20 protein-coding genes are annotated in these 22,999 nt (G+C 56.6%); 10 read left to right on the plus strand and 10 right to left on the minus strand.

What is annotated here, in order from left to right; translation table 11 throughout:
- Positions 1-8: 8 nt before the first annotated feature.
- Genes sdhA through sdhC form a run of 3 tightly spaced genes read right to left on the minus strand, consistent with a single transcriptional unit; the run spans position 9 to position 2,520 of the window.
- The gene (gene sdhA / locus H2Z33_RS01245) at positions 9-1,775 is read right to left on the minus strand and encodes a succinate dehydrogenase flavoprotein subunit (RefSeq protein WP_003858619.1); all 1,767 of its coding nucleotides are present in this window, start codon (positions 1,773-1,775) and stop codon (positions 9-11) included.
- Positions 1,775-2,122, minus strand: a complete 348-nt coding sequence (gene sdhD, locus H2Z33_RS01250; protein WP_003858621.1) for a succinate dehydrogenase membrane anchor subunit — start codon at positions 2,120-2,122, stop codon at positions 1,775-1,777. Before sdhD ends, sdhA begins: the two co-directional genes overlap by 1 nt.
- Entirely contained in the window at positions 2,116-2,520 is a 405-nt protein-coding gene (sdhC, locus tag H2Z33_RS01255) for a succinate dehydrogenase cytochrome b556 subunit (RefSeq protein WP_026080740.1), read from the minus strand. Before sdhC ends, sdhD begins: the two co-directional genes overlap by 7 nt.
- A 639-nt stretch (positions 2,521-3,159) precedes the next feature.
- Between sdhC and H2Z33_RS01260 the strand changes: the two genes are divergently transcribed.
- Positions 3,160-4,443: a citrate synthase gene (locus tag H2Z33_RS01260; protein ID WP_006809584.1), complete on the plus strand. Its 1,284-nt coding sequence runs from the start codon at positions 3,160-3,162 to the stop codon at positions 4,441-4,443.
- A gap of 84 nt (positions 4,444-4,527) precedes the next feature.
- On the opposite strand, the gene nei is transcribed toward H2Z33_RS01260, so the two are convergent.
- From nei to H2Z33_RS01295, 7 genes are all read right to left on the minus strand, one after another.
- Positions 4,528-5,319, minus strand: a complete 792-nt coding sequence (gene nei / locus H2Z33_RS01265; protein ID WP_015571114.1) for an endonuclease VIII — start codon at positions 5,317-5,319, stop codon at positions 4,528-4,530.
- An 18-nt stretch (positions 5,320-5,337) separates the two neighbouring features.
- Positions 5,338-6,078, minus strand: coding sequence for a 5-oxoprolinase subunit PxpA (gene pxpA, locus H2Z33_RS01270; protein WP_063134827.1), 741 nt, complete (start codon positions 6,076-6,078; stop codon positions 5,338-5,340).
- Positions 6,065-6,997, minus strand: coding sequence for a 5-oxoprolinase subunit PxpC (gene pxpC / locus H2Z33_RS01275; RefSeq protein ID WP_063134798.1), 933 nt, complete (start codon positions 6,995-6,997; stop codon positions 6,065-6,067). The genes pxpA and pxpC overlap by 14 nt, the downstream gene beginning before the upstream one ends.
- The gene (pxpB, locus tag H2Z33_RS01280; RefSeq protein ID WP_003858633.1) at positions 6,991-7,647 is read right to left on the minus strand and encodes a 5-oxoprolinase subunit PxpB; all 657 of its coding nucleotides are present in this window, start codon (positions 7,645-7,647) and stop codon (positions 6,991-6,993) included. Before pxpB ends, pxpC begins: the two co-directional genes overlap by 7 nt.
- A gap of 14 nt (positions 7,648-7,661) precedes the next feature.
- Positions 7,662-8,405 (minus strand): type 2 GTP cyclohydrolase I, encoded by a 744-nt coding sequence (locus H2Z33_RS01285; RefSeq protein ID WP_026094364.1) that lies wholly within the window; start codon positions 8,403-8,405, stop codon positions 7,662-7,664.
- A 10-nt stretch (positions 8,406-8,415) separates the two neighbouring features.
- Positions 8,416-9,828: a deoxyribodipyrimidine photo-lyase gene (phrB, locus tag H2Z33_RS01290; protein ID WP_045349810.1), complete on the minus strand. Its 1,413-nt coding sequence runs from the start codon at positions 9,826-9,828 to the stop codon at positions 8,416-8,418.
- A 600-nt stretch (positions 9,829-10,428) separates the two neighbouring features.
- Positions 10,429-10,635, minus strand: a complete 207-nt coding sequence (locus tag H2Z33_RS01295; RefSeq protein WP_003858637.1) for a YbfA family protein — start codon at positions 10,633-10,635, stop codon at positions 10,429-10,431.
- Positions 10,636-10,944: 309 nt separating this feature from the next.
- On the opposite strand from H2Z33_RS01295, the gene kdpF reads away from it, so the two are divergent.
- The 9 genes from kdpF (at position 10,945) to potE (ending at position 22,877) form a co-directional block, all read left to right on the plus strand.
- Positions 10,945-11,034 (plus strand): K(+)-transporting ATPase subunit F, encoded by a 90-nt coding sequence (gene kdpF / locus H2Z33_RS01300; RefSeq protein WP_003858638.1) that lies wholly within the window; start codon positions 10,945-10,947, stop codon positions 11,032-11,034.
- Positions 11,034-12,713 (plus strand): potassium-transporting ATPase subunit KdpA, encoded by a 1,680-nt coding sequence (gene kdpA / locus H2Z33_RS01305; RefSeq protein WP_023296127.1) that lies wholly within the window; start codon positions 11,034-11,036, stop codon positions 12,711-12,713. The genes kdpF and kdpA overlap by 1 nt, the downstream gene beginning before the upstream one ends.
- 18 nt (positions 12,714-12,731) lie before the next feature.
- Complete coding sequence (gene kdpB / locus H2Z33_RS01310) at positions 12,732-14,780, plus strand: potassium-transporting ATPase subunit KdpB (RefSeq protein WP_032652983.1); 2,049 nt, start codon at positions 12,732-12,734, stop codon at positions 14,778-14,780.
- A gap of 12 nt (positions 14,781-14,792) precedes the next feature.
- Positions 14,793-15,368 (plus strand): potassium-transporting ATPase subunit KdpC, encoded by a 576-nt coding sequence (kdpC, locus tag H2Z33_RS01315; RefSeq protein WP_032652982.1) that lies wholly within the window; start codon positions 14,793-14,795, stop codon positions 15,366-15,368.
- Positions 15,369-18,056 (plus strand): two-component system sensor histidine kinase KdpD, encoded by a 2,688-nt coding sequence (gene kdpD, locus H2Z33_RS01320; RefSeq protein WP_015571120.1) that lies wholly within the window; start codon positions 15,369-15,371, stop codon positions 18,054-18,056.
- Positions 18,053-18,730, plus strand: a complete 678-nt coding sequence (kdpE, locus tag H2Z33_RS01325; RefSeq protein WP_003858643.1) for a two-component system response regulator KdpE — start codon at positions 18,053-18,055, stop codon at positions 18,728-18,730. Before kdpD ends, kdpE begins: the two co-directional genes overlap by 4 nt.
- Positions 18,731-19,008: 278 nt before the next feature.
- Complete coding sequence (gene speFL / locus H2Z33_RS01330) at positions 19,009-19,113, plus strand: leader peptide SpeFL (RefSeq protein WP_003858645.1); 105 nt, start codon at positions 19,009-19,011, stop codon at positions 19,111-19,113.
- 255 nt (positions 19,114-19,368) lie between these two features.
- On the plus strand, positions 19,369-21,567 hold the full coding sequence (gene speF / locus H2Z33_RS01335) for an ornithine decarboxylase SpeF (RefSeq protein ID WP_063134796.1): 2,199 nt from the start codon (positions 19,369-19,371) through the stop codon (positions 21,565-21,567).
- On the plus strand, positions 21,564-22,877 hold the full coding sequence (gene potE / locus H2Z33_RS01340) for a putrescine-ornithine antiporter (RefSeq protein WP_003858648.1): 1,314 nt from the start codon (positions 21,564-21,566) through the stop codon (positions 22,875-22,877). Before speF ends, potE begins: the two co-directional genes overlap by 4 nt.
- Positions 22,878-22,999: the final 122 nt, after the last annotated feature.

Raw genomic sequence — 22,999 nt, forward strand, 5'->3', positions numbered from 1 at the left:
TCTCCGCATTAGTAAGTACGAATCTTCGGCGGGAACGCCGGACGCAGTTTCGGTTCCATGTTAACGCTACGACGCGTCATGGTTTCCGACTCTGGCAGATACAGGGAATGGCACAGCCAGTTTTCGTCATCACGATCCGGGAAGTCGAAGCGGCTATGGGCGCCACGGCTTTCGGTACGGAAGTTTGCCGACATCGCAGTGGCGAACGCGGTTTCCATCAGGTTATCCAGCTCCAGGCACTCAACGCGCTGGGTGTTGAACTCGCTGGAGGTATCATCCAGACGGGCATTCTTCAGACGCTCACGGATCGCTTTCAGCTGCTCAAGCCCTTTGGCCATCGCGTCACCTTCACGGAATACCGAGAAGTTGTGCTGCATACACTCCTGCAACGCCTTACGGATCTCCACCGGATCTTCGCCGTTACGATTACCGTTCCAGCGATTGAGGCGCTCAAGAGAGGCATCGATTTCGTCATCGGTCGCATCACGCAGCGCGCCCTGCTCGGCAATAGATTCCTGGAGATGCAGCCCCACCGCACGACCAAATACCACCAGGTCCAGCAGGGAGTTGCCGCCCAGACGGTTTGCGCCGTGCACGGATACGCAGGCAATTTCGCCTACCGCGAACAGGCCAGGGATGACTACGTCTTCGCCCTGCTCGTTCACGGTCAGCGCCTGACCGGTCACTTTGGTCGGAATACCGCCCATCATGTAGTGACAGGTTGGGATAACCGGAATTGGCTCTTTCACCGGGTCGACGTGCGCGAAGGTGCGGGACAGCTCCAGAATGCCCGGCAGACGGGATTCCAGCACTTCTTTACCCAGATGGTCGAGTTTCAGCTTCGCGTGTGGACCCCAAGGGCCGTCACAGCCGCGGCCTTCACGGATTTCGATCATGATGGAACGCGCCACCACGTCACGGCCCGCAAGGTCTTTTGCGTTTGGCGCATAACGCTCCATGAAGCGCTCGCCATGTTTGTTCAGCAGGTAACCACCTTCACCACGGCAGCCTTCTGTCACCAGTACGCCCGCACCGGCGATACCGGTTGGGTGAAACTGCCACATCTCCATGTCCTGCACCGGCACGCCAGCGCGGATCGCCATCCCAACGCCGTCACCGGTGTTGATATGGGCATTGGTAGTGGACTGATAGATACGGCCTGCGCCGCCGGTCGCCAGCACGGTTGCGCGGGCTTTGAAGTAGACCACTTCACCGGTTTCGATGCACAGGGCGGTACATCCCACCACGGCGCCATCGGCGTTTTTCACCAGATCCAGCGCATACCACTCGGAGAAGATGGTGGTGTGGTTTTTCAGGTTCTGCTGATACAGCGTGTGCAGCAGCGCGTGACCGGTACGGTCAGCCGCCGCTGCGGTTCGTGCCGCCTGCTCTCCGCCGAAGTTTTTCGACTGGCCGCCAAACGGACGCTGATAGATGGTGCCATTTTCCAGACGAGAGAACGGCAGACCCATGTGGTCCAGCTCCAGAATCGCTTCCGGGCCGGTTTTACACATATATTCGATGGCATCCTGGTCACCGATGTAATCGGAACCTTTTACCGTATCGTACATATGCCATTCCCAGTTATCTTCATGGGAATTACCCAGCGCAACGGTGATACCGCCCTGCGCAGACACAGTGTGGGAACGGGTCGGGAATACTTTAGAGAGCAGCGCACAGGTCTGGCCGCTCTGGGAAATTTGCAGTGCGGCGCGCATACCTGCGCCACCCGCACCAATCACAACAGCATCAAATTCTCTGACTGGCAGTTTCATTACACACCCCACACCACAACAAATCCATAAATGACGTAAACCAGCAGAGCAACAACAATAATCAGTTGCAGCGGAAGGCGAATCGCCAGCGGTTTAACGTAATCGGTCAACACCTGCCACATGCCAATCCAGGCATGAATAAGGATGGAGAACAGGGCCAGCAGGGTGAACACTTTGGTGAAGGCCGATCCGAAGAAACCACTCCAGATTTCCCACGTCAGCGTGCCGCTGGTCGCGAAGAAACCGATCATATAGATGATGTAAAGGGTGAGAACGATGGCGGTAGCACGGACCAGGATGAAGTCATGTACGCCGTTGCGTCCTAATGCGGAGGCGTTGCTTACCATACGAGAACTCCTGCGAGAAGTGAAAGCACGACAGTGATCACAAATGAAATGTTAGCGGTACGTTTACCGGCCTCGAACGTCTCTTCCAGGTAGCCAAAGTCCATCAGCATATGGCGAACGCCGCCAACCACGTGATAGGCCAGCGCAGTCAGAATGCCCCACATGATAAATTTCACGAAGAAGCTGTTCATAATGGCTGAGGCCTGGAGGAATCCTTCAGGGGATGAGAGGCTGGTTCCCAGTAACCACAGCAAGATACCGACCGCCACAAACGTAATCACACCAGAAACACGGTGCAGAATGGACGCTATTGCTGTTACAGGGAATCGGATCGTTTTCAGATCCAGATTGACAGGTCTTTGTTTTTTCACATTTCTTATCATGAATAACGCCCACATGCTGTTCTTATTGTTTCCTTCCTCCGGACTGCGATGCGGGTCAGACAGCGTTCCTTTTCTATAACTGCGCGTCATGCAAAACATTGCTTCCAAATGCTAAAACGACACGTTACAACGCTGGGTGGCTCGGGATTGCAGGGTGTTCCGGAGACCTGGCGGCAGTATAGGCCGTTCACAAAATCATTACAATTAACCTACATACAGTTTGTTGGGTTTTCTCTGGAACAGTGATCGGGGTCACGATAACAACATCTTTTTAATTTTTAATCATCTGATTTGACAAATGTTAAACAATATTGTTACAAACGTCATCAGAAAAGGCATATAATGCGCAAAAGTTATGAGGTCTATCTTTCACCTGACAAATAGTTATGTAACAGTGTGATGGTATTGACCGAAGTTATCAGGACAGTTATTAGTGATATACAGGTTTGAATAATTCGGACTGCAAAAACGCTGATTTGCTGTTGTTTCACTGATATTTCATTCGTTTACCTGCAAGGCGCCATAGCTCTGTACCCTGGTTTCTCCTCGTGAGCTGAGCGGTAAGCCAAATAACAATCTGGTAACGATGATTAACAGCTGAAAGCAAATCCGGTAAAGCGCAGTCTTAAGCATAAGGCGCTAAGGAGACCGTAAATGGCTGATACAAAGGCAAAACTCACCCTAAATGGTGATGATGCTATTGAACTGGATGTGCTAAAAGGCACGCTCGGTCAGGATGTTATTGATATCCGTACGCTGGGTTCCAAAGGGGTATTCACCTTTGACCCTGGATTCACCTCCACCGCATCTTGCGAATCCAAAATCACCTACATTGACGGTGACGAAGGTATCCTGCTCCATCGCGGCTTCCCCATCGATCAGTTAGCCACCGAATCCAACTACCTGGAAGTGTGCTACATCCTGCTGAACGGCGAAAAACCGACGCAGGCCCAGTACGATGAATTTAAAACCACCGTGACCCGTCACACCATGATCCATGAGCAGATTACCCGTCTGTTCCATGCGTTCCGTCGTGACTCTCATCCGATGGCGGTCATGTGCGGTATTACCGGTGCGCTGGCGGCGTTCTACCACGATTCTCTGGACGTGAATAACCCACGTCACCGTGATATCGCGGCGTTCCGTCTGCTGTCTAAAATGCCTACCATGGCGGCGATGTGTTACAAATACTCTATCGGTCAGCCGTTTGTGTACCCACGCAACGACCTCTCCTACGCGGGTAACTTCCTGCGTATGATGTTCTCCACGCCGTGCGAAGAGTACGAAGTGAACCCGGTGCTGGAACGCGCGATGGACCGTATTCTGATCCTGCACGCTGACCACGAACAAAACGCCTCGACCTCTACCGTCCGTACCGCGGGCTCTTCCGGCGCGAACCCGTTCGCCTGTATCGCTGCGGGCATCGCCTCCCTGTGGGGACCGGCGCACGGCGGCGCGAACGAAGCGGCACTGAAGATGCTGGAAGAGATCAGCTCCGTTGAGCACATTCCTGAGTTCGTGCGCCGCGCGAAAGACAAGAATGACTCCTTCCGTCTGATGGGCTTCGGTCACCGTGTTTACAAAAACTACGACCCGCGCGCGACCGTCATGCGTGAGACCTGCCACGAAGTGCTGAAAGAGCTGGGCACCAAAGATGATCTGCTGGAAGTGGCGATGGAGCTGGAACACATCGCGCTGAACGACCCGTACTTCATCGAGAAGAAACTCTACCCGAACGTCGATTTCTACTCTGGCATTATTCTGAAAGCGATGGGCATTCCGTCTTCCATGTTCACCGTAATCTTCGCCATGGCCCGTACCGTGGGCTGGATTGCGCACTGGAACGAAATGCACAGCGAAGGCATGAAAATCGCGCGTCCTCGTCAGCTGTATACCGGCTACGAGCAGCGTGATTTTAAGTCTGACATTAAGCGCTAAAAAACACGCCCGGCGGCGCTTCGCTTGCCGGGCCTACAAGTGCGAGATGTAGGCCGGGTAAGGCGTAGCCACCACCCGGCTTTTTTACATCTGGCACCCAGGACACCAGTAAAACGGCCTGGAAGAGATCGTCGCCTTCTCAATCACCCCGCCGCACCGCTCACACTTTTTACCTGCCCGATGAAACACCTTGAAGCGGAACAGCGCCCCGTGATGCTTGTTCTCATCCACCACGCCGCGCGTGTTGTACGACAGCCGTGGAATATCCAGTAACGCGTGCGACAGCGCCTCCAGCTGTTCATCGCTCAGCTGCGACGCTTTGTGCTGCGGCGCCAGCCCCACTTCCCAGAGGATCTCCACCCGCAGGTAGTTTCCCAGCCCCGCCAGAAATGCCTGATCGAGCAACAGCCCGGAGAACTGCCGGTTGCGGAATGTGGGGGATAACAACCGGGCTTTCACATCGCTTGCCGTCAGACGCATGTCGAGCACGTCCGGCCCGACCCGCTGTAAGAACGGATGCGTCAGCAGCTGCTCCGGCGTTAACATTTCGATATCAGAGGCGCTGTAAAGCAGGATCGCCTTATCCGCCGTTTGTAGCCGCACGCGCAGCACGCGGGTCGTTTGCGGCTGCTCGTCCGCCTCCACCACCCGCCAGACACCGTAAAGCTGATTATGGCTGTATAACGTCAGGTTATGGGAAAAGTGGGTGAGTAACGCCTTGCCGCGCGTTTCAATGTGGGTCACCGTCTGCCCCACCAGCTGCGATTCAAACGGCTTGAGTTGAGGAAAGGCAAACCAGACGTGTGTCAGAGGTTTGCCCTTTATCGCCGCCTCCAGGCTATCCGCCGCGCGGCGGATCTCCGGACCTTCTGGCATGTTATTGTCCTTTCATGATTATTCTGCGCTGACAACAATGCCCTCTTCCGAGAACGCCGCCCGCAGGCGTCGCGCAAACTGGAGCGCATGCTCGCCGTCACTGTGTAAGCACACCGTATCAGCCTGAACGTTTGCCGTTGTCCCCTCCGTTGAGGTTACTCGCCCGAAGCGCACCATCTCCAGCGTCTGCGCCAGTGCTTTACCTTCGTCGGTGATCAGCGCACCGGCCTGCGTACGCGGAACCAGGCTACCGTCCGGCAGGTATCCCCGATCGGCAAACACTTCCTGCCGCGTAGTCAGCCCCAGCCGTTCTCCGGCACGAATAAGCTCGCTGCCCGCCAGGCCTACCAGAATCAGTTGCGGATTACAGTCCCGCACCGCACGGGCAATGGCATCCGCCAGCGCCGGATCTTTCGCCGCCTGGTTATAGAGCATGCCGTGCGGCTTGACGTGGCGCAACACGCCATTCTCAGCGCGCACTATCGCCTCCAGCGCGCCGATCTGGTAGAGCATTTGCGCGTAAACCGTCTCAGGCGGCAGATCCATCGCTGTGCGACCAAAGTTTTCCCGGTCGGGAAAGCTGGGGTGAGCGCCAATCGCCACAACGTTTTTCATGGCATTGCGCACGCTCGCCAGCATGGTCTGCGCATCGCCGGCATGAAACCCGCAGGCGATATTCACCGAGGAGACCAGCGTCATCAGCGCCGCATCGGCGTTGCTGCCCTCCCCCAGATCGGCGTTTAAATCAATCTTTACCATCGAGCCTCCACGCCAGCTGTTCGAGATAACGCTGCTGATCCTGCCGGGCTTTCAGCGCCTCCTCCAGCGAACACTGCACAAAATGAATGGGCTGACCGAGAGGAATTTGCGCCAGATGGTAGCGATCCGCTTCGATAATGCAGGCAATACGCGGATATCCCCCCGTGGTTTGCGCATCGTTCATCAGTACGATGGGCTGCCCGTTGCCCGGCACCTGAATCACCCCGGGCAACAGACCATGGGAAAGCAGCTCCCGGTCAGTCGTGCGGGTCAGCGGCTGCCCCTGAAGCCGGTAACCCATGCGGTTACTCTGCGGGCTGATCTTCCACGGCGAGCGCCAGAAAGACTCTTTCGCGGCTTCATCAAACTCATGGTATTCCGGTCCTGGTAAGGCGCGGATCACGTTCCCCCACAGCAGCTGTTTCACGCCCTGCATGGTGGTGAAATGGCGCGTTGAGGTCTTTATCCGCAGACGATCGCCGTCACGCAGCAGCCGCCCTTCATGGCCGCCCATTCCCGCTTTCTGGTCGGTGCTGGATGAGCCCAACACCTCCGGCACGTCGATCCCCCCCGCCACCGCAAGATAGCTGCGCACGCCGTGCAGAGGACGCTTGAGCGTCAGACGCTGCCCGGCCTTCGCCCGCAGGCGCCAGCCGGTCCACACCGCTTTGCCGTCCAGCGTCGCGTCACAGCCCGCGCCGGTTAAGGCAAACCAGGTTTCCTGACCAAACTCAATCACGCACTGACCCAGCGTAATTTCTAACGCCGCCGTGCTGCCTGCGTTACCTACCAGCAGGTTGGCAATCTCCAGCGAAGGGCGATCGAGCGCACCGCAGTAGCTCACGCCCGACTGACGCAGCCCAAAACGCCCGGCATCCTGTACCGAGGTGTAAAGCCCTGCGCGAATAAGCGTTAACATACCCCCTCCTTCTGCGGGATAAAGCGCAGGGTATCCCCCGGACGCAGGAGTATGGGCGCGTCCTGGCCTGGTTCAAATAACGGCGTGGACGTGTGCCCAATCAGTTGCCAGCCTCCCGGTGAGGCGAGCGGATAAATTCCCGTTTGCTCGCCACCAATCGCCACGCTGCCCGCCGGTACGCTCAGGCGCGGCTCAGCCCGGCGCGGCGTATGCAGCTGGGGCGATAACCCGCCCAGATAGGGGAAACCCGGCTGAAATCCCAAAAACCAGACAACATAGTCGACTGAGCTATGCAGCTCCACAACCTGCTTCTCCGTTAATCCACAGTGTTCGGCCACCACGCCAAGGTCGGGGCCTCCCTTGCCGCCATAGACAACCGGGATCTCAATCGTCCGCGATTCCGGCTCCAGCGCCTCGCTCTCCTCCCACCAGCGTTGCAGACGCTCAATGGCATCCAGCGCCCCCGTGTGCGGATCACGCAGCACCACGGTGATATTATTCATACCCGGAATAGCTTCAACCACGCCGGGTAGCTCGGGCAGTCGCTGAGCCAGACGCCAGATACGCTTTTGCGTAGCAAGCGTCACCGGAGGCTCAAGCTCCAGAACTACCGCGGTTTCACCCAGAAGATAACAACGCGCTCGCTGCACTTAACTACCTCTCATCAGGCCGGATTAGGGATATCAATAAACGTCACATCCAGATCGGTATTTTCCGTCAGCCACTCGCTGAGGGCGCGGATGCCGCCACGCTCGGTGGCGTGATGGCCCGCCGCGTAAAAATGCAGGCCTTGTTCACGGGCTGAGTGAATGGTCTGCTCGGAGACTTCGCCGGTAATGAAGGCGTCGACACCAAAACGCGCCGCGCTGTCAATAAAGCCCTGGCCGCCGCCGGTGCACCATGCCACGCGCTTCACGGTATCCGGCCCGGTGTCGCCGCACCACAGCGGACGACGCCCCAGGCGCGCTTCGATCCACGAAGCCAGCTCCAGACCCGGAACCGGCATCGACAGTTCGCCCCACGGCACCAGAGGTTCAATTTCACCCATCACGGTAATCCCCAGCAGCTGCGCAAGCTGAACGTTATTTCCCAGTTCAGGATGCGCATCGAGCGGCAGGTGATAGCCGTACAGGTTGATGTCATTCGCCAGCAGCGTTTTGAGTCGGTTGCGCTTCATGCCGCGAATAATCGGTGATTCGTTTTTCCAGAAATAACCGTGGTGGACAATCACCGCATCGGCTTCCTGACGCACCGCCTCATCCAGCAGCGCCTGGCTTGCCGTCACGCCGGTGATGATTTTTTGCACCGCCTCGCGCCCCTCCACCTGCAAGCCATTCGGGCCGTAGTCGCTAAACGAAGCCGTGTTGAGTTTTTCGTTAATCAGGCGTTCCAGTTCACTGTTTTTCATCATCATTCTCTCAAACTTTTCGGGCGGCTTCGTACGCCGCCAGCGTGGCGACGCGCGCCTGTTTATGGTCGACAATGGGACGGGGATAGTTCAGGGTAACACGCTGTTTATCCGCCCATACCCAGGGTTCATGAATGGCTTTGGCCGGGACATCCTTTAGCTCAGGCAGCCAGCGACGGATAAACTCGCCGTCGGCGTCAAATCGTTGTCCCTGCGTGGTCGGATTGAAGATCCGAAAATAGGGAGCCGCATCCGTTCCGGTGGAGGCCGCCCACTGCCAGCCGCCGTTATTCGCCGCCAGATCGCCATCGATCAGCTGAGAGATAAAATAACGCTCTCCGGTTCGCCAGTCGATAAGCAGATCCTTCACCAGGAAGCTGGCGGTAATCATACGCAGACGGTTATGCATCCACCCGGTTTCATTGAGCTGCCGCATAGCCGCATCAACAATCGGGAAGCCGGTGAGCCCACGCTGCCATGCTTTAAGCAGCTTCTCATTCGACTGCCACTGTACCTGTTCGGTCCAGTGAATAAAGGGCCGATGTTTACACAAATCAGGATGATACGTCATCAGATGGCGATAAAACTCACGCCAGATCAGTTCGTTCAGCCACACTGCGCCCGCCCCCCCGTCTAAGGCCTGAGGCTGTTCCGCCAGCAGGCGATGTAAACACTGGCGCGGAGAGAGCGCGCCCAGCGCTAAACAGGCCGACAAGCGGCTGGTGCCTTCAGTCGCTGGAAAATCCCGACGCGCCTCGTACTCTGCCGCCCCCTGCGTGCAGAACTGACGCAACCGGTCAATAGCTGCTTTCTCACTGGCGGGGAATACTGTTTCATCGAACGACTGCTGGGGATAATTCAGCCTGATCGCCGGCAGATCCGTTATCGTTTCCCCTCTCACGGTCGGGGCGGTAACGCACTCAGGTAGTCCCTCTTTCAGGCGTTTGATAAAGGCATTTTTAAACGGCGTGAAAACTTTATACATTTCGTGGCTACCGGTCATTACGCTGCCCGGCGCGAGCATCACGCTGTCATCAAAGCCTTCACAGACCACGCCCGCAAGGGTTTTCTCCAGCTGACGATCCCGCTGTTGCTCGTTGAATTCATACTGATAGTTGTAATAAAGATGCGTTACTGCGTGCTGCTGGCAGATTGCCTGCACCGTCTGGCGCTGCGCGGCAAAATCATGGGCCTCTTTATAGATCAGCGGAATGCCTTTTTCAGCCAGTGAATGTTGCAGGTCATTCAGATACGCGCTGAGTAGTGCCGCTTGCCGGGGCGCCATGTCATGCTGCCGCCACTGTTCAGGCGTGGCGATAAACAGGGCCAGCACATTCGCGTCTTTAGCGCGGCAGGCCGCCGCGAGAGCGAAGTTGTCGTGAATGCGTAAATCCGCGCGAAACCAAACCAGATGGGTGGGCATAAAACTCCTGCAATTGTCCATTATGTCCGTAAGGGCATGCCGTAAAAGGAAAAAGGCACGCATTGAACTACTTTGCCATGAAGTGTAGACGGGATGAAATAAAAAAGGCCGCCCGAGGCGGCCTTAACGCTACTTGTCCTGCGCTATCAGGGTAAAGGCAATAAACACATCCGGTTTATCACTCTTTACAACGAGTGCGCTGGCGACAATGAACGCGATGCATAAATAGCGTTTCACTATGCGGTCCCTGCTGCTAACCGCTCCACCTATCACCACCGGTGATAAATCGGTGGACACAAGCTCTGTGTGGAGCCTGACTCACGGTTGTGGTAACACCTTTCCCGGGACCGGTGCCCATTTGCGAGATGGCGGAAAGGGACGCTGCATAGTAGGCATCACGTGAGCAAAGCGTCATCCATTGAACCTGTTTTTAAGAATTTATTTAGGAGTGAAGCGTTTGCTTATTAAACCAGCAGAAGTATGCTTGTAAGCCTCTGTGTGAGAGCTTGAAAACCACCCAACGGACCGCGAATCCCTAGGGACAAAAAAACCGCCACATTGCTGTAGGCGGTTTTTTTATGGCTACGATGTCACACCGTATCAGTAGAAATCGCAGGTCGCTTTCTCGGCCTGATCCATCCACACCGGCTTCTCGCTGGTTTTCGCCCAGACGCGGTGCAGGTAACTGTAGAAACGTGCGCGATCTTTCCAGAACAGCATCACCGGCAGGGCCAACACGCCAGCCACTACGGCGAAAGTGCGACGCATGAAAATGATATGAGCCGGAAACTCTTTATAAAGATCCATAATTTTCTCCCCTGTAGTTGGCCGGAAACCGTCTCCGAAAAATGTGAAATCTGTGACCTGGTTAAAATATTACCGCTTTGTTTGTAATTTTACTACTCATCCGACCACTTATTTTCATCCATTTCGTGAATATTTACATTCCCGCCTGTAATTAAGTTACAAAAAAGTTAACGATTTACTTACCAATAGTTAAATTGTGGTCTTTCCCTTTTTATACTTTTTTTACACCTGCCCTTCTGATTTTTGCGAAATCTTTGCGTCATAAATCCTACCGTTTGTACAACAACAAAAGTCACCCGGAGGTGGATTGTGAGTGCAGGTCTGATTGCCGGCATCGTGCTGGTGTTCCTGTTATTGGGTTATCTGATTTATGCCCTGATTAATGCGGAGGCATTCTGATGGCTGCTCAGGCGTTTTTGCTTATTGCCAGCTTTTTACTGGTGCTGTTTGTGCTCGCCAGGCCGCTGGGAACAGCGCTGGCGCGTCTGATAAACAACGTGCCATTGCCGGGCACGCGAAATATTGAAAACGTGCTCTGGCGCATTTCAGGTATCAGCGATCGGGAAATGAACTGGCGCCAGTACCTGATGGCGATACTGCTTCTGAATATCCTGGGGCTTATTGCCCTCTTTACGCTGCTGATGCTCCAGGGCAGTCTGCCGTTGAACCCGCAGCAGTTACCGGGTTTATCCTGGCATCTGGCGCTGAACACGGCGGTCAGCTTTGTCACCAACACCAACTGGCAGTCTTACGCTGGTGAAACCACGCTCAGCTACTTCAGCCAGATGGCCGGGTTAACCGTGCAAAACTTTCTTTCTGCGGCCAGCGGTATCGCGGTGATCTTCGCCCTGACGCGCGCGTTTGCCCGTCAGAATGTCAGCACCCTCGGCAACGCCTGGGTTGATGTCACGCGCATCACCCTTTGGATCCTGGTGCCTGTTGCGCTGATTATTGCCCTGTTCTTTATTCAGCAAGGCACTCTGCAAAACCTGCTGCCTTATACCCCTTACACCTCGCTTGAAGGGGCCAGGGAACTCCTTCCTATGGGGCCGGTGGCGTCGCAGGAAGCGATCAAGATGCTGGGCACCAACGGCGGCGGCTTCTTCAACGCCAACTCATCGCATCCGTTTGAAAACCCAACGGCATTAACCAATTTTGTACAGATGCTGGCGATCTTCCTGATCCCCGCCGCGCTCTGCTTCGCCTTTGGCGATGTGGTTAACGATCGCCGCCAGGGACGTACGCTGCTGTGGGCGATGTCGTTGATCTTCGTGGTCTGCGTAGCACTGGTGATGTGGGCCGAATGGAACGGCAACAGCCACTTCATGCAGCTGGGGGCTAACAGCAATATCAACCTGGAAGGCAAAGAGAGCCGCTTCGGCATTCTTGCCAGCAGCCTCTATGCGGTGGTCACCACGGCGGCCTCCTGCGGGGCAGTGAACGCCATGCACGACTCTTTTACCGCGCTCGGCGGCATGATCCCGATGTGGCTGATGCAGATTGGCGAGGTAGTTTTCGGTGGGGTCGGTTCGGGGCTATACGGCATGCTGTTGTTCGTTCTGCTCGCCGTGTTTATCGCCGGGCTAATGATCGGTCGCACGCCGGAGTATCTCGGCAAAAAAATCGACGTCCGCGAAATGAAATTAACCGCGCTGGCAATTCTGGTCACCCCCACCCTTGTGCTGCTCGGTACCGCGCTGGCGCTGATGACCGACGCCGGGCGCAACGGCATCTTTAACCCGGGCATTCACGGCTTTAGCGAAGTGCTTTACGCCGTTTCGTCTGCCGCCAACAACAACGGCAGCGCCTTTGCAGGATTAAGCGCCAACTCGCCGTTCTGGAACTGTTTGCTGGCGTTCTGCATGTTCATCGGACGTTTCGGCGTGATTATTCCCGTCATGGCGATCGCTGGAACACTGGTGAATAAGAAGATCCAGCCGACCACCACCGGTACGTTACCGACTCACGGCGCGCTGTTCGTCGGCCTGCTGATTGGCACCGTTTTACTGGTGGGTGCCCTGACCTTTATCCCCGCCCTCGCGTTAGGCCCGGTTGCGGAATATCTCTCTTTACGCTGATTTTGCGGAGAATTTGTCATGAGTCGTAAACAACTGGCCCTGCTCGAACCGACGTTAGTTCGTCAGGCCCTCATGGATGCGGTAAAAAAACTGAGCCCGCGCGTGCAGTGGCACAACCCGGTGATGTTTATTGTCTGGACTGGAAGTTTACTCACCACCGCACTGGCGATTGCCATGGGAACGGGACACCTTTCAGGGAATGCAACCTTTACCGCCGCCATCAGCCTGTGGCTGTGGTTTACCGTGCTGTTCGCCAACTTCGCCGAAGCGTTAGCGGAAGGCCGCAGTAAGGCACAGGCCAACAGCCTGAAAGGGGTAAAAAAGACCGCCTTTGCGCGCAAATTACGCGAACCTAAATACGGCGCGCAGATGGACCACGTTCCGGCGGATGAACTGCGCAAAGGTGACGTGGTGCTGGTGGAAGCTGGCGACATCATCCCCTGCGACGGTGAGGTGATTGAGGGCGGCGCATCGGTAGACGAAAGCGCCATTACCGGGGAATCCGCACCGGTGATCCGTGAGTCGGGCGGAGATTTCGCCTCAGTTACCGGCGGAACGCGCATTCTTTCCGACTGGCTGGTGATCCAGTGCAGCGTTAACCCGGGCGAAACCTTTCTCGACCGGATGATCGCCATGGTGGAAGGCGCACAGCGTCGTAAAACGCCGAACGAGATCGCCCTGACCATTCTGCTGGTGGCGCTCACCATTGTTTTCCTGCTGGCAACGGCGACCCTGTGGCCTTTCTCCGCCTACGGCGGTACAGCGGTTAGCATCACCGTACTGATCGCCCTGCTCGTCTGTCTGATCCCCACCACTATCGGCGGCCTGCTTTCCGCGATTGGCGTGGCGGGGATGAGCCGGATGCTGGGCGCGAACGTCATCGCCACCAGCGGACGCGCCGTTGAAGCGGCGGGTGACGTAGACGTGCTGCTGCTGGATAAAACCGGGACCATCACCCTGGGCAATCGTCAGGCCTCTGACTTTCTACCTGCTCCCGGCGTGGATGAAAAAACGCTGGCTGACGCGGCGCAGCTTTCCTCGCTGGCCGATGAAACGCCGGAAGGCCGCAGTATCGTGATCCTCGCCAAGCAGCGCTTTAACCTGCGCCAGCGCGACGTTCAGAGCCTGCACGCCACGTTCGTGCCCTTCACAGCGCAAACCCGAATGAGCGGAATTAACATTCAGGACCGGATGATCCGTAAAGGGTCCGTTGATGCCATTCGCCGTCATATTGAAGCCAATAATGGACACTTCCCCCCGGAAGTCGACAACCTGGTGGAAAGCGTGGCGCGTCAGGGAGCAACCCCGCTGGTGGTGGCGGAAGGTGCAAGCGTTCTGGGGGTTATCGCCCTGAAGGATATCGTTAAAGGCGGTATTAAAGAGCGTTTCGCCCAGATGCGTAAGATGGGCATTAAAACAGTGATGATCACCGGGGATAACCGTCTGACTGCGGCGGCCATTGCCGCCGAAGCGGGCGTGGATGATTTCCTTTCCGAAGCGACGCCGGAAGCGAAGCTGGCACTCATTCGCCAGTATCAGGCGGAAGGCCGTCTGGTGGCGATGACCGGCGACGGCACCAACGACGCCCCGGCGCTGGCGCAGGCCGACGTGGCGGTGGCGATGAACTCCGGTACCCAGGCGGCAAAAGAGGCGGGCAACATGGTGGATCTCGACTCGAACCCGACCAAGCTGATCGAAGTGGTACATATCGGGAAGCAGATGCTGATGACGCGCGGCTCGCTGACCACGTTCAGTATCGCCAACGACGTGGCGAAGTATTTCGCCATCATTCCGGCGGCTTTTGCGGCAACCTACCCGCAGCTGAATGCCCTGAACGTGATGCACCTGCACTCTCCGGCCTCGGCCATTTTGAGCGCGGTGATCTTCAACGCGCTGATTATTGTCTTTCTTATTCCGCTGGCGCTGAAAGGGGTGAGCTATAAGCCGCTGACGGCCGCCGCCATGCTGCGCCGTAACCTGTGGATTTACGGTCTGGGTGGGCTAGTGGTGCCCTTTATTGGGATCAAGGTTATCGACATGCTGTTAACGCTGTTCGGGCTGGTTTAAAAGGTGGATCCAATGACGATGTTACGTCCCGCTATACTGTTGTTTATTCTGCTGTCTCTGATTACCGGCGGGCTTTACCCGCTGATGACTACCGCGCTGGGCCAGTGGTGGTTTAAAGATCAGGCCAACGGCTCGCTGATTATCCAGAACGGTGAAAACCGCGGCTCGCGTCTGATTGGGCAGAACTTTACGGACCCGCGCTACTTCCAGGGACGCCCTTCCGCCACTGCGGAAAGCCCGTATAATCCAATGGCCTCCGGCGGCAGCAATCTGGCTGGCAGTAATCCTGACCTGGACAAAGCCGTTGCTGAACGCGTTGCCGCCCTGCGCGCCGCGAATCCGCAGGCCAGCCGTGAGGTGCCGGTTGAGCTGATCACCGCTTCCGCGAGCGGGCTGGATTACAGCCTGACGCCGGATGCGGTGGTGTGGCAGATCCCACGCGTGGCAGCCGCCCGTCAGCTGACCGTCGAGCAGGTGAGCCAGCTGGTCGCAGAACATACGCAAAAGCCGCTGGTCAGCTTCATCGGCATGCCGATAGTGAACATTGTTGAGCTGAATCTGGCGCTGGACGCGCTAAGGAAGAACTAAATGACCGACGAGCCCATGCGCCCGGATCCGGACAGGCTGCTTGAACAGACGGCTGAAGCCCACCGCGGCAAGCTGAAAATTTTCTTCGGCGCCTGCGCGGGCGTCGGGAAAACCTTCGCCATGCTGACGGAAGCCCAGCGGCTTCGGGCGCAGGGGCTTGATATTCTCATCGGCGTGGTGGAAACCCACGGTCGCAAAGAGACGGCTGCGCTGCTGACGGGGCTGGCGACGCAGCCGCCCCAGCGTATCAGCCATCGCGGGCGGCTGGTCACGGAGTTTGATCTTGATGCCGCCCTCGCCCGCCGCCCTGCCCTGATCCTGATGGACGAACTGGCGCACAGCAATGCGCCAGGCTCCCGCCATCCGAAGCGCTGGCAGGATGTTGAGGAGCTGCTTGAGGCAGGCATTGACGTCTTCACCACGGTAAATGTTCAGCATCTGGAAAGCCTGAACGACGTAGTGAGCGGCGTAACCGGTATCCAGGTGCGGGAAACCGTCCCCGATCCGTTTTTTGATTCTGCCGATGAAGTCGTACTGGTTGACCTGCCGCCGGACGATCTACGCCAGCGCCTGCACGAAGGCAAAGTGTATATTGCCGGCCAGGCCGAACGCGCCATCGAACATTTTTTCCGCAAAGGAAACCTGATTGCCCTGCGCGAGCTGGCCCTGCGCCGCACCGCCGATCGCGTTGATGACCAGATGCGCGCCTGGCGAGACCTACAGGGACAAGAGCGCGTCTGGCACACGCGGGACGCCATTCTGTTATGCATTGGTCACGGCAGCGGCAACGAAAAACTGGTTCGCACCGCCGCCCGGCTGGCAGCGAAATTTGGCAGCGTCTGGCACGCGGTCTACGTCGAAACGCCGCAGCTGCATGGCCTGCCAGAAAATCAGCGTCGCGCCATTTTGAGCGCGCTGCGGCTGGCGCAGGAGCTGGGTGCCGAAACCGCCACCCTTTCCGAACCGCAGGAAGATAAAGCCATTCTGCGCTACGCGCGCGAGCACAACCTGGGCAAGATTGTCATTGGACGTCGACAGCATCGCCGCTGGTTTAGCCGCGAATCTTTTGCCGACAGGCTGGCCCGCCGCGCGCCGGATCTTGATTTAGTCATCGTCGCGCTGGATGACAAGCCCGCCCCACTGCCCAACCGTACGCCGGATGCTCGCACCTTTGGCGATAAATGGCGCATTCAGATCCGGGGTTGCCTGGTGGCAGTGGTCCTTTGCGCCCTGATTACGGTGATTGCCAGCCAGTGGCTCATCGCCTTCGACGCCGCCAATCTGGTCATGATTTATCTGCTCGGCGTCGTTGTGGTCGCGCTCTTTTATGGCCGCTGGCCGTCGGTGCTGGCAACGGTGATCAACGTCATCAGCTTCGACCTTTTTTTTATCGCTCCGCGCGGGACGCTTGCTGTCTCGGACGTGCAGTACATTCTGACCTTTGCCGTGATGCTTACCGTCGGGCTGGTGATCGGGAATCTGACGGCAGGCGTACGCTACCAGGCACGCATTGCCCGCTATCGCGAGCAGCGCACGCGCCATCTGTATGAAATGTCAAAATCGCTGGCGGTTGGCCGCACGCAGCGGGATATCGTACAGACCAGCGAGCAGTTTATCCGTTCGACCTTTCATGCCAGTAACCTGATTTTGCTCCCCGACGAACAGGGGCGCCTTCGCCCGCTGACCTCCCCTTCGGGGATGACGCCCTGGGATGAAGCGATTGCCCGCTGGAGTTTCGATAAGGGGTTACCTGCCGGCGCCGGCACCGACACGCTGCCCGGCGTGCCTTACCAGATCCTGCCGCTGCGCAGCGCGGATAAAAATCACGGGCTGGTCATCGTCGAGCCGTCTAACCTGCGTCAGCTGATGATCCCAGAGCAGCAGCGCCTGCTGGAAACCTTCACCCTGCTGGTCGCCAGCGCCCTTGAACGGCTGGCGCTCACCGCCAGCGAAGAGCAGGCGCGGCTGGCAAGCGAGCGCGAAAGTATTCGCAATTCGCTGCTGGCAGCGCTGTCTCACGATTTGCGCACCCCGCTTACCGTGCTGTTTGGCCAGTCCGAAATTCTGACGCTGGATCTGGCGGCGGAAGGATCAAAGCACGCGATGCAGGCCAGCGAAATTCGCCAGCACGTGCTGAATACCACGCGCCTGGTGAACAACCTGCTGGACATGGCGCGCATTCAGTCCGGCGGGTTTAACCTCAAAAAAGAGTGGCTCACCCTTGAGGAGGTTGTCGGCAGTGCGCTGAAGATGCTGGAGCCGGGTCTCGGCGGGCGCCATATTGAGCTGGACATGCCGGAACCCCTGACGTTAATCCATGTGGATGGCCCGCTGTTTGAGCGCGTGCTGATTAATCTGCTGGAAAACGCGGCTAAATACGCCGGGACAAAGGCCCGGCTGGGGATTGCTGCCAGGGTGGATAAACGTGTGCTGCGGCTCGACGTCTGGGATAACGGGCCGGGTATTCCGGCCGGTCAGGAGCGCGCCATATTCGAAAAATTTGCGCGCGGTAATAAGGAATCCGCCATTCCGGGCGTTGGGCTGGGTCTGGCGATCTGCCAGGCGATTGTCGACGTGCATGGTGGCACCATTTCCGCAGAGAACCGCCCGGAAGGTGGGGCACGCTTTTGTGTTACACTTCCTCTTGAAACCCCACCAGAACTTGATGAATTACCAGAGGATTTGTGATTAACGTTCTGATTGTTGAAGATGAGCTCGCTATCAGCCGATTTCTGCGTACCGCGCTGGAAGGCGACGGCTTGCGCGTGCATGAAGCCGGTACGCTTCAACGGGGGTTAATTGAAGCCGCCACCCGCAAGCCAGATCTGGTGATCCTGGATCTGGGACTTCCGGATGGCGACGGCATCGATTTTATTCGTGAGGTGCGTCAGTGGAGCCAGATGCCCATTCTGGTGCTCTCTGCCCGCACCGAAGAGACGGATAAAATCGCCGCGCTGGATGCCGGAGCGGATGATTATCTGATCAAACCGTTTGGCATTGGCGAGTTACAGGCCCGGCTTCGTGTGGCGCTGCGTCGACACAGTGCCACGTCCCCTTCCGATCCGGTGTACGCCTTTGGCGATATCCGCGTCGATCTTGCCGCCCGCCGCATCGTGCGAGGGGAAGAAGAGATCCACCTTACGCCTATCGAATTTCGTCTGCTGGCCGTGCTGCTCAATAACCACGGAAAAGTGTTAACGCAGCGACAGCTGTTAAGCCAGGTCTGGGGACCGAATGCTGTCGAGCATAGTCACTATTTACGCATTTATATGGGACACCTTCGCCAGAAACTTGAAGCCGATCCCGCGCGTCCTCGTCATTTATTAACAGAAACCGGTATCGGATATCGGTTTATGATCTGAATAAGTATTCACTTTAATTTTAAATAAAAAACATACCAGCCTTAATATAGCCATGAAAATAACGATGAGTTTATTTTCATAGCTATATCCGCCCTCTTTAAACACAATTAAAACATCAAATTAACACCGAACCAACAAAACAGCATTTTGATCTGCGTTATTCACTCAAAACGACTAATTATTTCTAAAATGATCGGTTATTGGTGATCTGTTTCACAGTTAATCCCTTTTTCCTGGATAAAATGACCATGCTTTCAATTACTGAAAGGAAACTGAGCATGGAAAACAATAATCGTTTAATGCCCCATATAAGGCGGACAACACATATCATGATGTTTGCCCACCGTAACTGTTTTGACTTTCATCTCTTTAACGCCCGGTAGTCCTTCGACTTCTGGCGCATCTGCTTACAGGTTATCCTGAAAAACGCTATTTTACAGGCTGTTGCCTGTGAACACCTGCGCTCATTCCTTGTGATTCAGATTCTCCGCAACCGGGCGGACTGAATTCTACTCAGCAAAAAAGCAATTAACTGATTTCGTATCAGCGGACACGCTTTGCTTTTTTTTCCGGAAATAATCGATTTCTTTACCGCAAGAAGTCGAGGGCCCCATATTGCATGAAATAAAGAGATAAAGATGAAAACGTTAAAAATTGCCGTCAGCCGTTCCTGCCCTGAATGCTTTACCACTTCGCGCGACATCGTGGATATCACCGCATCAGATTATATTGATGTGGCAGCCGTGGTTCTGGCCGTCAGCGATATTTTCAATGGCGCCATAGAAGAAATTGAAGCCACGGGATTCGGTATCCCGGTGTTTATTGCCACGCATAAAGAAGAAAGGGTTCCGGCTGAATTTCTGTCGCGTATTCACGGCGTTTTTGAGTACTCCGACACCAGCAATGCGTACTACGGACGCCAGCTTGAAGCGGCTGCACAGAAGTACGAAACCCAGCTCCGCCCGCCGTTCTTCCGCGCGCTGGTCGATTACGTCCAGCAGGGGAACAGCGCGTTTGACTGCCCCGGACATCAGGGAGGCCAGTTCTTCCGCCGCCATCCGGCCGGAAACCAGTTTGTCGATTTCTTTGGCGAAACGCTTTTCCGCGCCGATCTGTGCAATGCCGACGTGGCAATGGGCGATCTGCTGATCCACGAAGGCGCGCCATGCATCGCCCAGCAGCATGCGGCAAAAGTCTTTAATGCGGATAAAACCTACTTCGTGCTGAACGGCACCTCCTCTTCTAACAAGGTGGTGCTCAATGCCCTGCTCACGCCAGGCGATCTGGTGCTGTTCGATCGCAATAACCATAAATCTAATCACCACGGGGCGCTGTTACAGGCGGGCGCGACGCCGGTGTATCTGGAAACGGCGCGCAACCCGTACGGGTTTATCGGCGGTATCGACGCACACTGTTTCGACGAGAGCTACCTGCGGGAGCTGGTGTCAGAGGTCGCGCCTGGCCGTGCGCGGGATGAACGTCCGTTCCGTCTGGCGGTGATCCAGCTGGGCACCTACGACGGTACCATTTATAACGCCCGTCAGGTGGTGGATAAGATTGGTCACCTGTGCGATTACATTCTGTTTGACTCCGCCTGGGTGGGTTACGAGCAGTTTATCCCGATGATGGCCGACTGCTCGCCGCTGCTGCTGGAGCTGAACGAAAACGATCCGGGCATTCTGGTGACCCAGTCGGTGCATAAGCAGCAGGCGGGCTTCTCGCAAACCTCGCAAATCCATAAGAAGGACAGCCACATAAAAGGCCAGCCGCGCTATGTCCCGCATAAACGCCTCAACAACGCCTTTATGATGCACGCCTCCACCAGCCCCTTTTATCCGCTGTTTGCCGCCCTGGATATCAACGCCCGCATGCACGAGGGGCAAAGTGGGCGCAACATGTGGATGGACTGCGTGGTGACGGGTATCGAAGCGCGGAAACTGATCCTTCAGAACTGTCAGTTTATTCGTCCGTTCGTGCCGGAGACGGTGGATGGCCGTCCATGGGAAAGCTGGGATACGGCAGAGATTGCGACCGATCTGCGCTTCTTCCATTTCGTTCCGGGCGAACGCTGGCACGCCTTTGAGGGATACGCCGAGCATCAGTATTTTATCGATCCCTGCAAACTGCTGCTAACTACGCCGGGCATCAACGCCCGCACCGGTGAGTACGATGATTTCGGCGTGCCCGCCACCATCCTCGCCAACTTCCTGCGTGAAAACGGCATCGTGCCGGAAAAATGCGACCTCAATTCCATTCTGTTCCTGCTCACCCCGGCGGAGGACATGGGCAAATTGCAGCAGCTCGTCGCCCAGCTGGTGCGCTTCGAAAAACTGCTCCAGAGCGATGTGCCGCTGAAAGAGGTTCTGCCCTCTCTTTATAAGCAACATCCGGAACGTTATGCGGATTATACCCTGCGTCAGATTTGTCAGGAGATGCATGACCTCTACGCCCGCCATAACGTGAAGCAACTGCAAAAAGAGATGTTCCGCAAGTCTCACTTCCCACGCGTCATGATGAACCCGCAGGAGGCGAACTATGCCTATCTGCGCGGTGAGGTCGAGCTGGTGTCCCTGCGCGACGCGGAAGGCCGTATCGCCGCGGAAGGCGCGCTGCCTTACCCACCGGGGGTGTTGTGCGTGGTGCCGGGAGAAGTCTGGGGCGGTTCCGTGCTGCGCTATTTCGCCGCGCTGGAAGAAGGGATCAATCTGCTGCCGGGTTTTGCGCCGGAGTTACAGGGGGTTTACGTCGAGGAGTGTGACGGTCGCAAACAGGTGCGCTGCTACGTCATCAAACAACCTGCCGCTCAGCCATCGCTGCTGAAAGGAGAAAAATTATGAGTAAGGCCAACAAGATGGGCGTGGTGCAACTCACTATTCTCACCATGGTGAATATGATGGGTTCGGGGATCATCATGCTCCCCACCAAGCTCGCTGAAGTGGGGACGATTTCGATTATCTCCTGGCTTGTTACCGCCGTGGGTTCGATGGCGCTGGCGTGGGCGTTTGCCAAGTGCGGTATGTTCAGCCGCAAGTCCGGCGGGATGGGCGGCTATGCCGAATATGCGTTTGGTAAGTCCGGTAACTTTATGGCGAACTATACCTATGGCGTGTCGCTGCTGATCGCCAATGTGGCGATTGCCATTTCCGCTGTCGGTTACGGCACAGAGCTGTTTGGCGCGACGCTGACCCCGGTGCAAATTGGGCTGGCGACCATCGGCGTGCTCTGGATCTGCACCGTCGCTAACTTTGGCGGCGCGCGCATCACCGGACAGCTCAGCAGCATCACCGTCTGGGGCGTCATCATCCCGGTTGTCGGCCTGTGCATCATCGGTTGGTTCTGGTTCAGCCCGACGCTGTACGCCAATTCCTGGAATCCGCATCACGTACCGTTCTTCACCGCCGTGGGATCGTCCATCGCCATGACGCTGTGGGCCTTCCTCGGGCTGGAGTCGGCCTGTGCGAATGCGGAAGTGGTGGAAAACCCGGAGAAAAATGTGCCGATCGCGGTACTCGGCGGGACGCTGGGGGCGGCGGTGATCTATATCGTCTCAACCAACGTGATTGCGGGAATTGTGCCCAACATGGATCTGGCTAACTCCACGGCGCCGTTCGGACTGGCGTTTGCGCAGATGTTTACGCCGGAGGTAGGGAAAGTGATCATGGGACTGATGGTGATGTCCTGCTGCGGCTCGCTGCTGGGCTGGCAGTTCACCATCGCCCAGGTATTCAAATCTTCCGCTGACGAAGGTTATTTCCCGAAAATCTTCTCCCGCGTCACCAAAGCGGATGCACCGGTGCAGGGCATGCTGGCGATTGTCATCTTCCAGAGCGGATTGTCGCTGATGACCATCAGCCCGTCACTGAACAGCCAGTTTAACGTGCTGGTCAACCTGGCGGTGGTGACGAACATCATTCCGTACATTCTGTCGATGGCGGCGCTGGTGATTATTCAGAAGGTGGCGAAGGTGGATCCGCGCAAAGCCCGGGCGGCCAATATCGTGGCGCTGATTGGGGCGATTTACAGCTTCTATGCGCTCTACTCGTCCGGTCAGGAGGCGATGCTGTATGGGGCGATGGTGACATTCATGGGCTGGACGCTGTACGGTCTGGTCTCACCACGGTTTGAACTGAAGAATAAACATAGTTAAAAAAGAAGCCCGGTGGCGCTGGCGCTTACCGGGCCTACGAGGTCAATGCAAAACGGCAACCCTGAGGTTGCCGTTTTTTATGTTTTCTCCCTCTCCCAGTGGGAGAGGGCCGGGGTGAGGGC

The sequence above is a fragment of the Enterobacter sp. YSU genome (genome assembly GCF_016082135.1).
Taxonomy (GTDB): domain Bacteria; phylum Pseudomonadota; class Gammaproteobacteria; order Enterobacterales; family Enterobacteriaceae; genus Enterobacter; species Enterobacter hormaechei_C.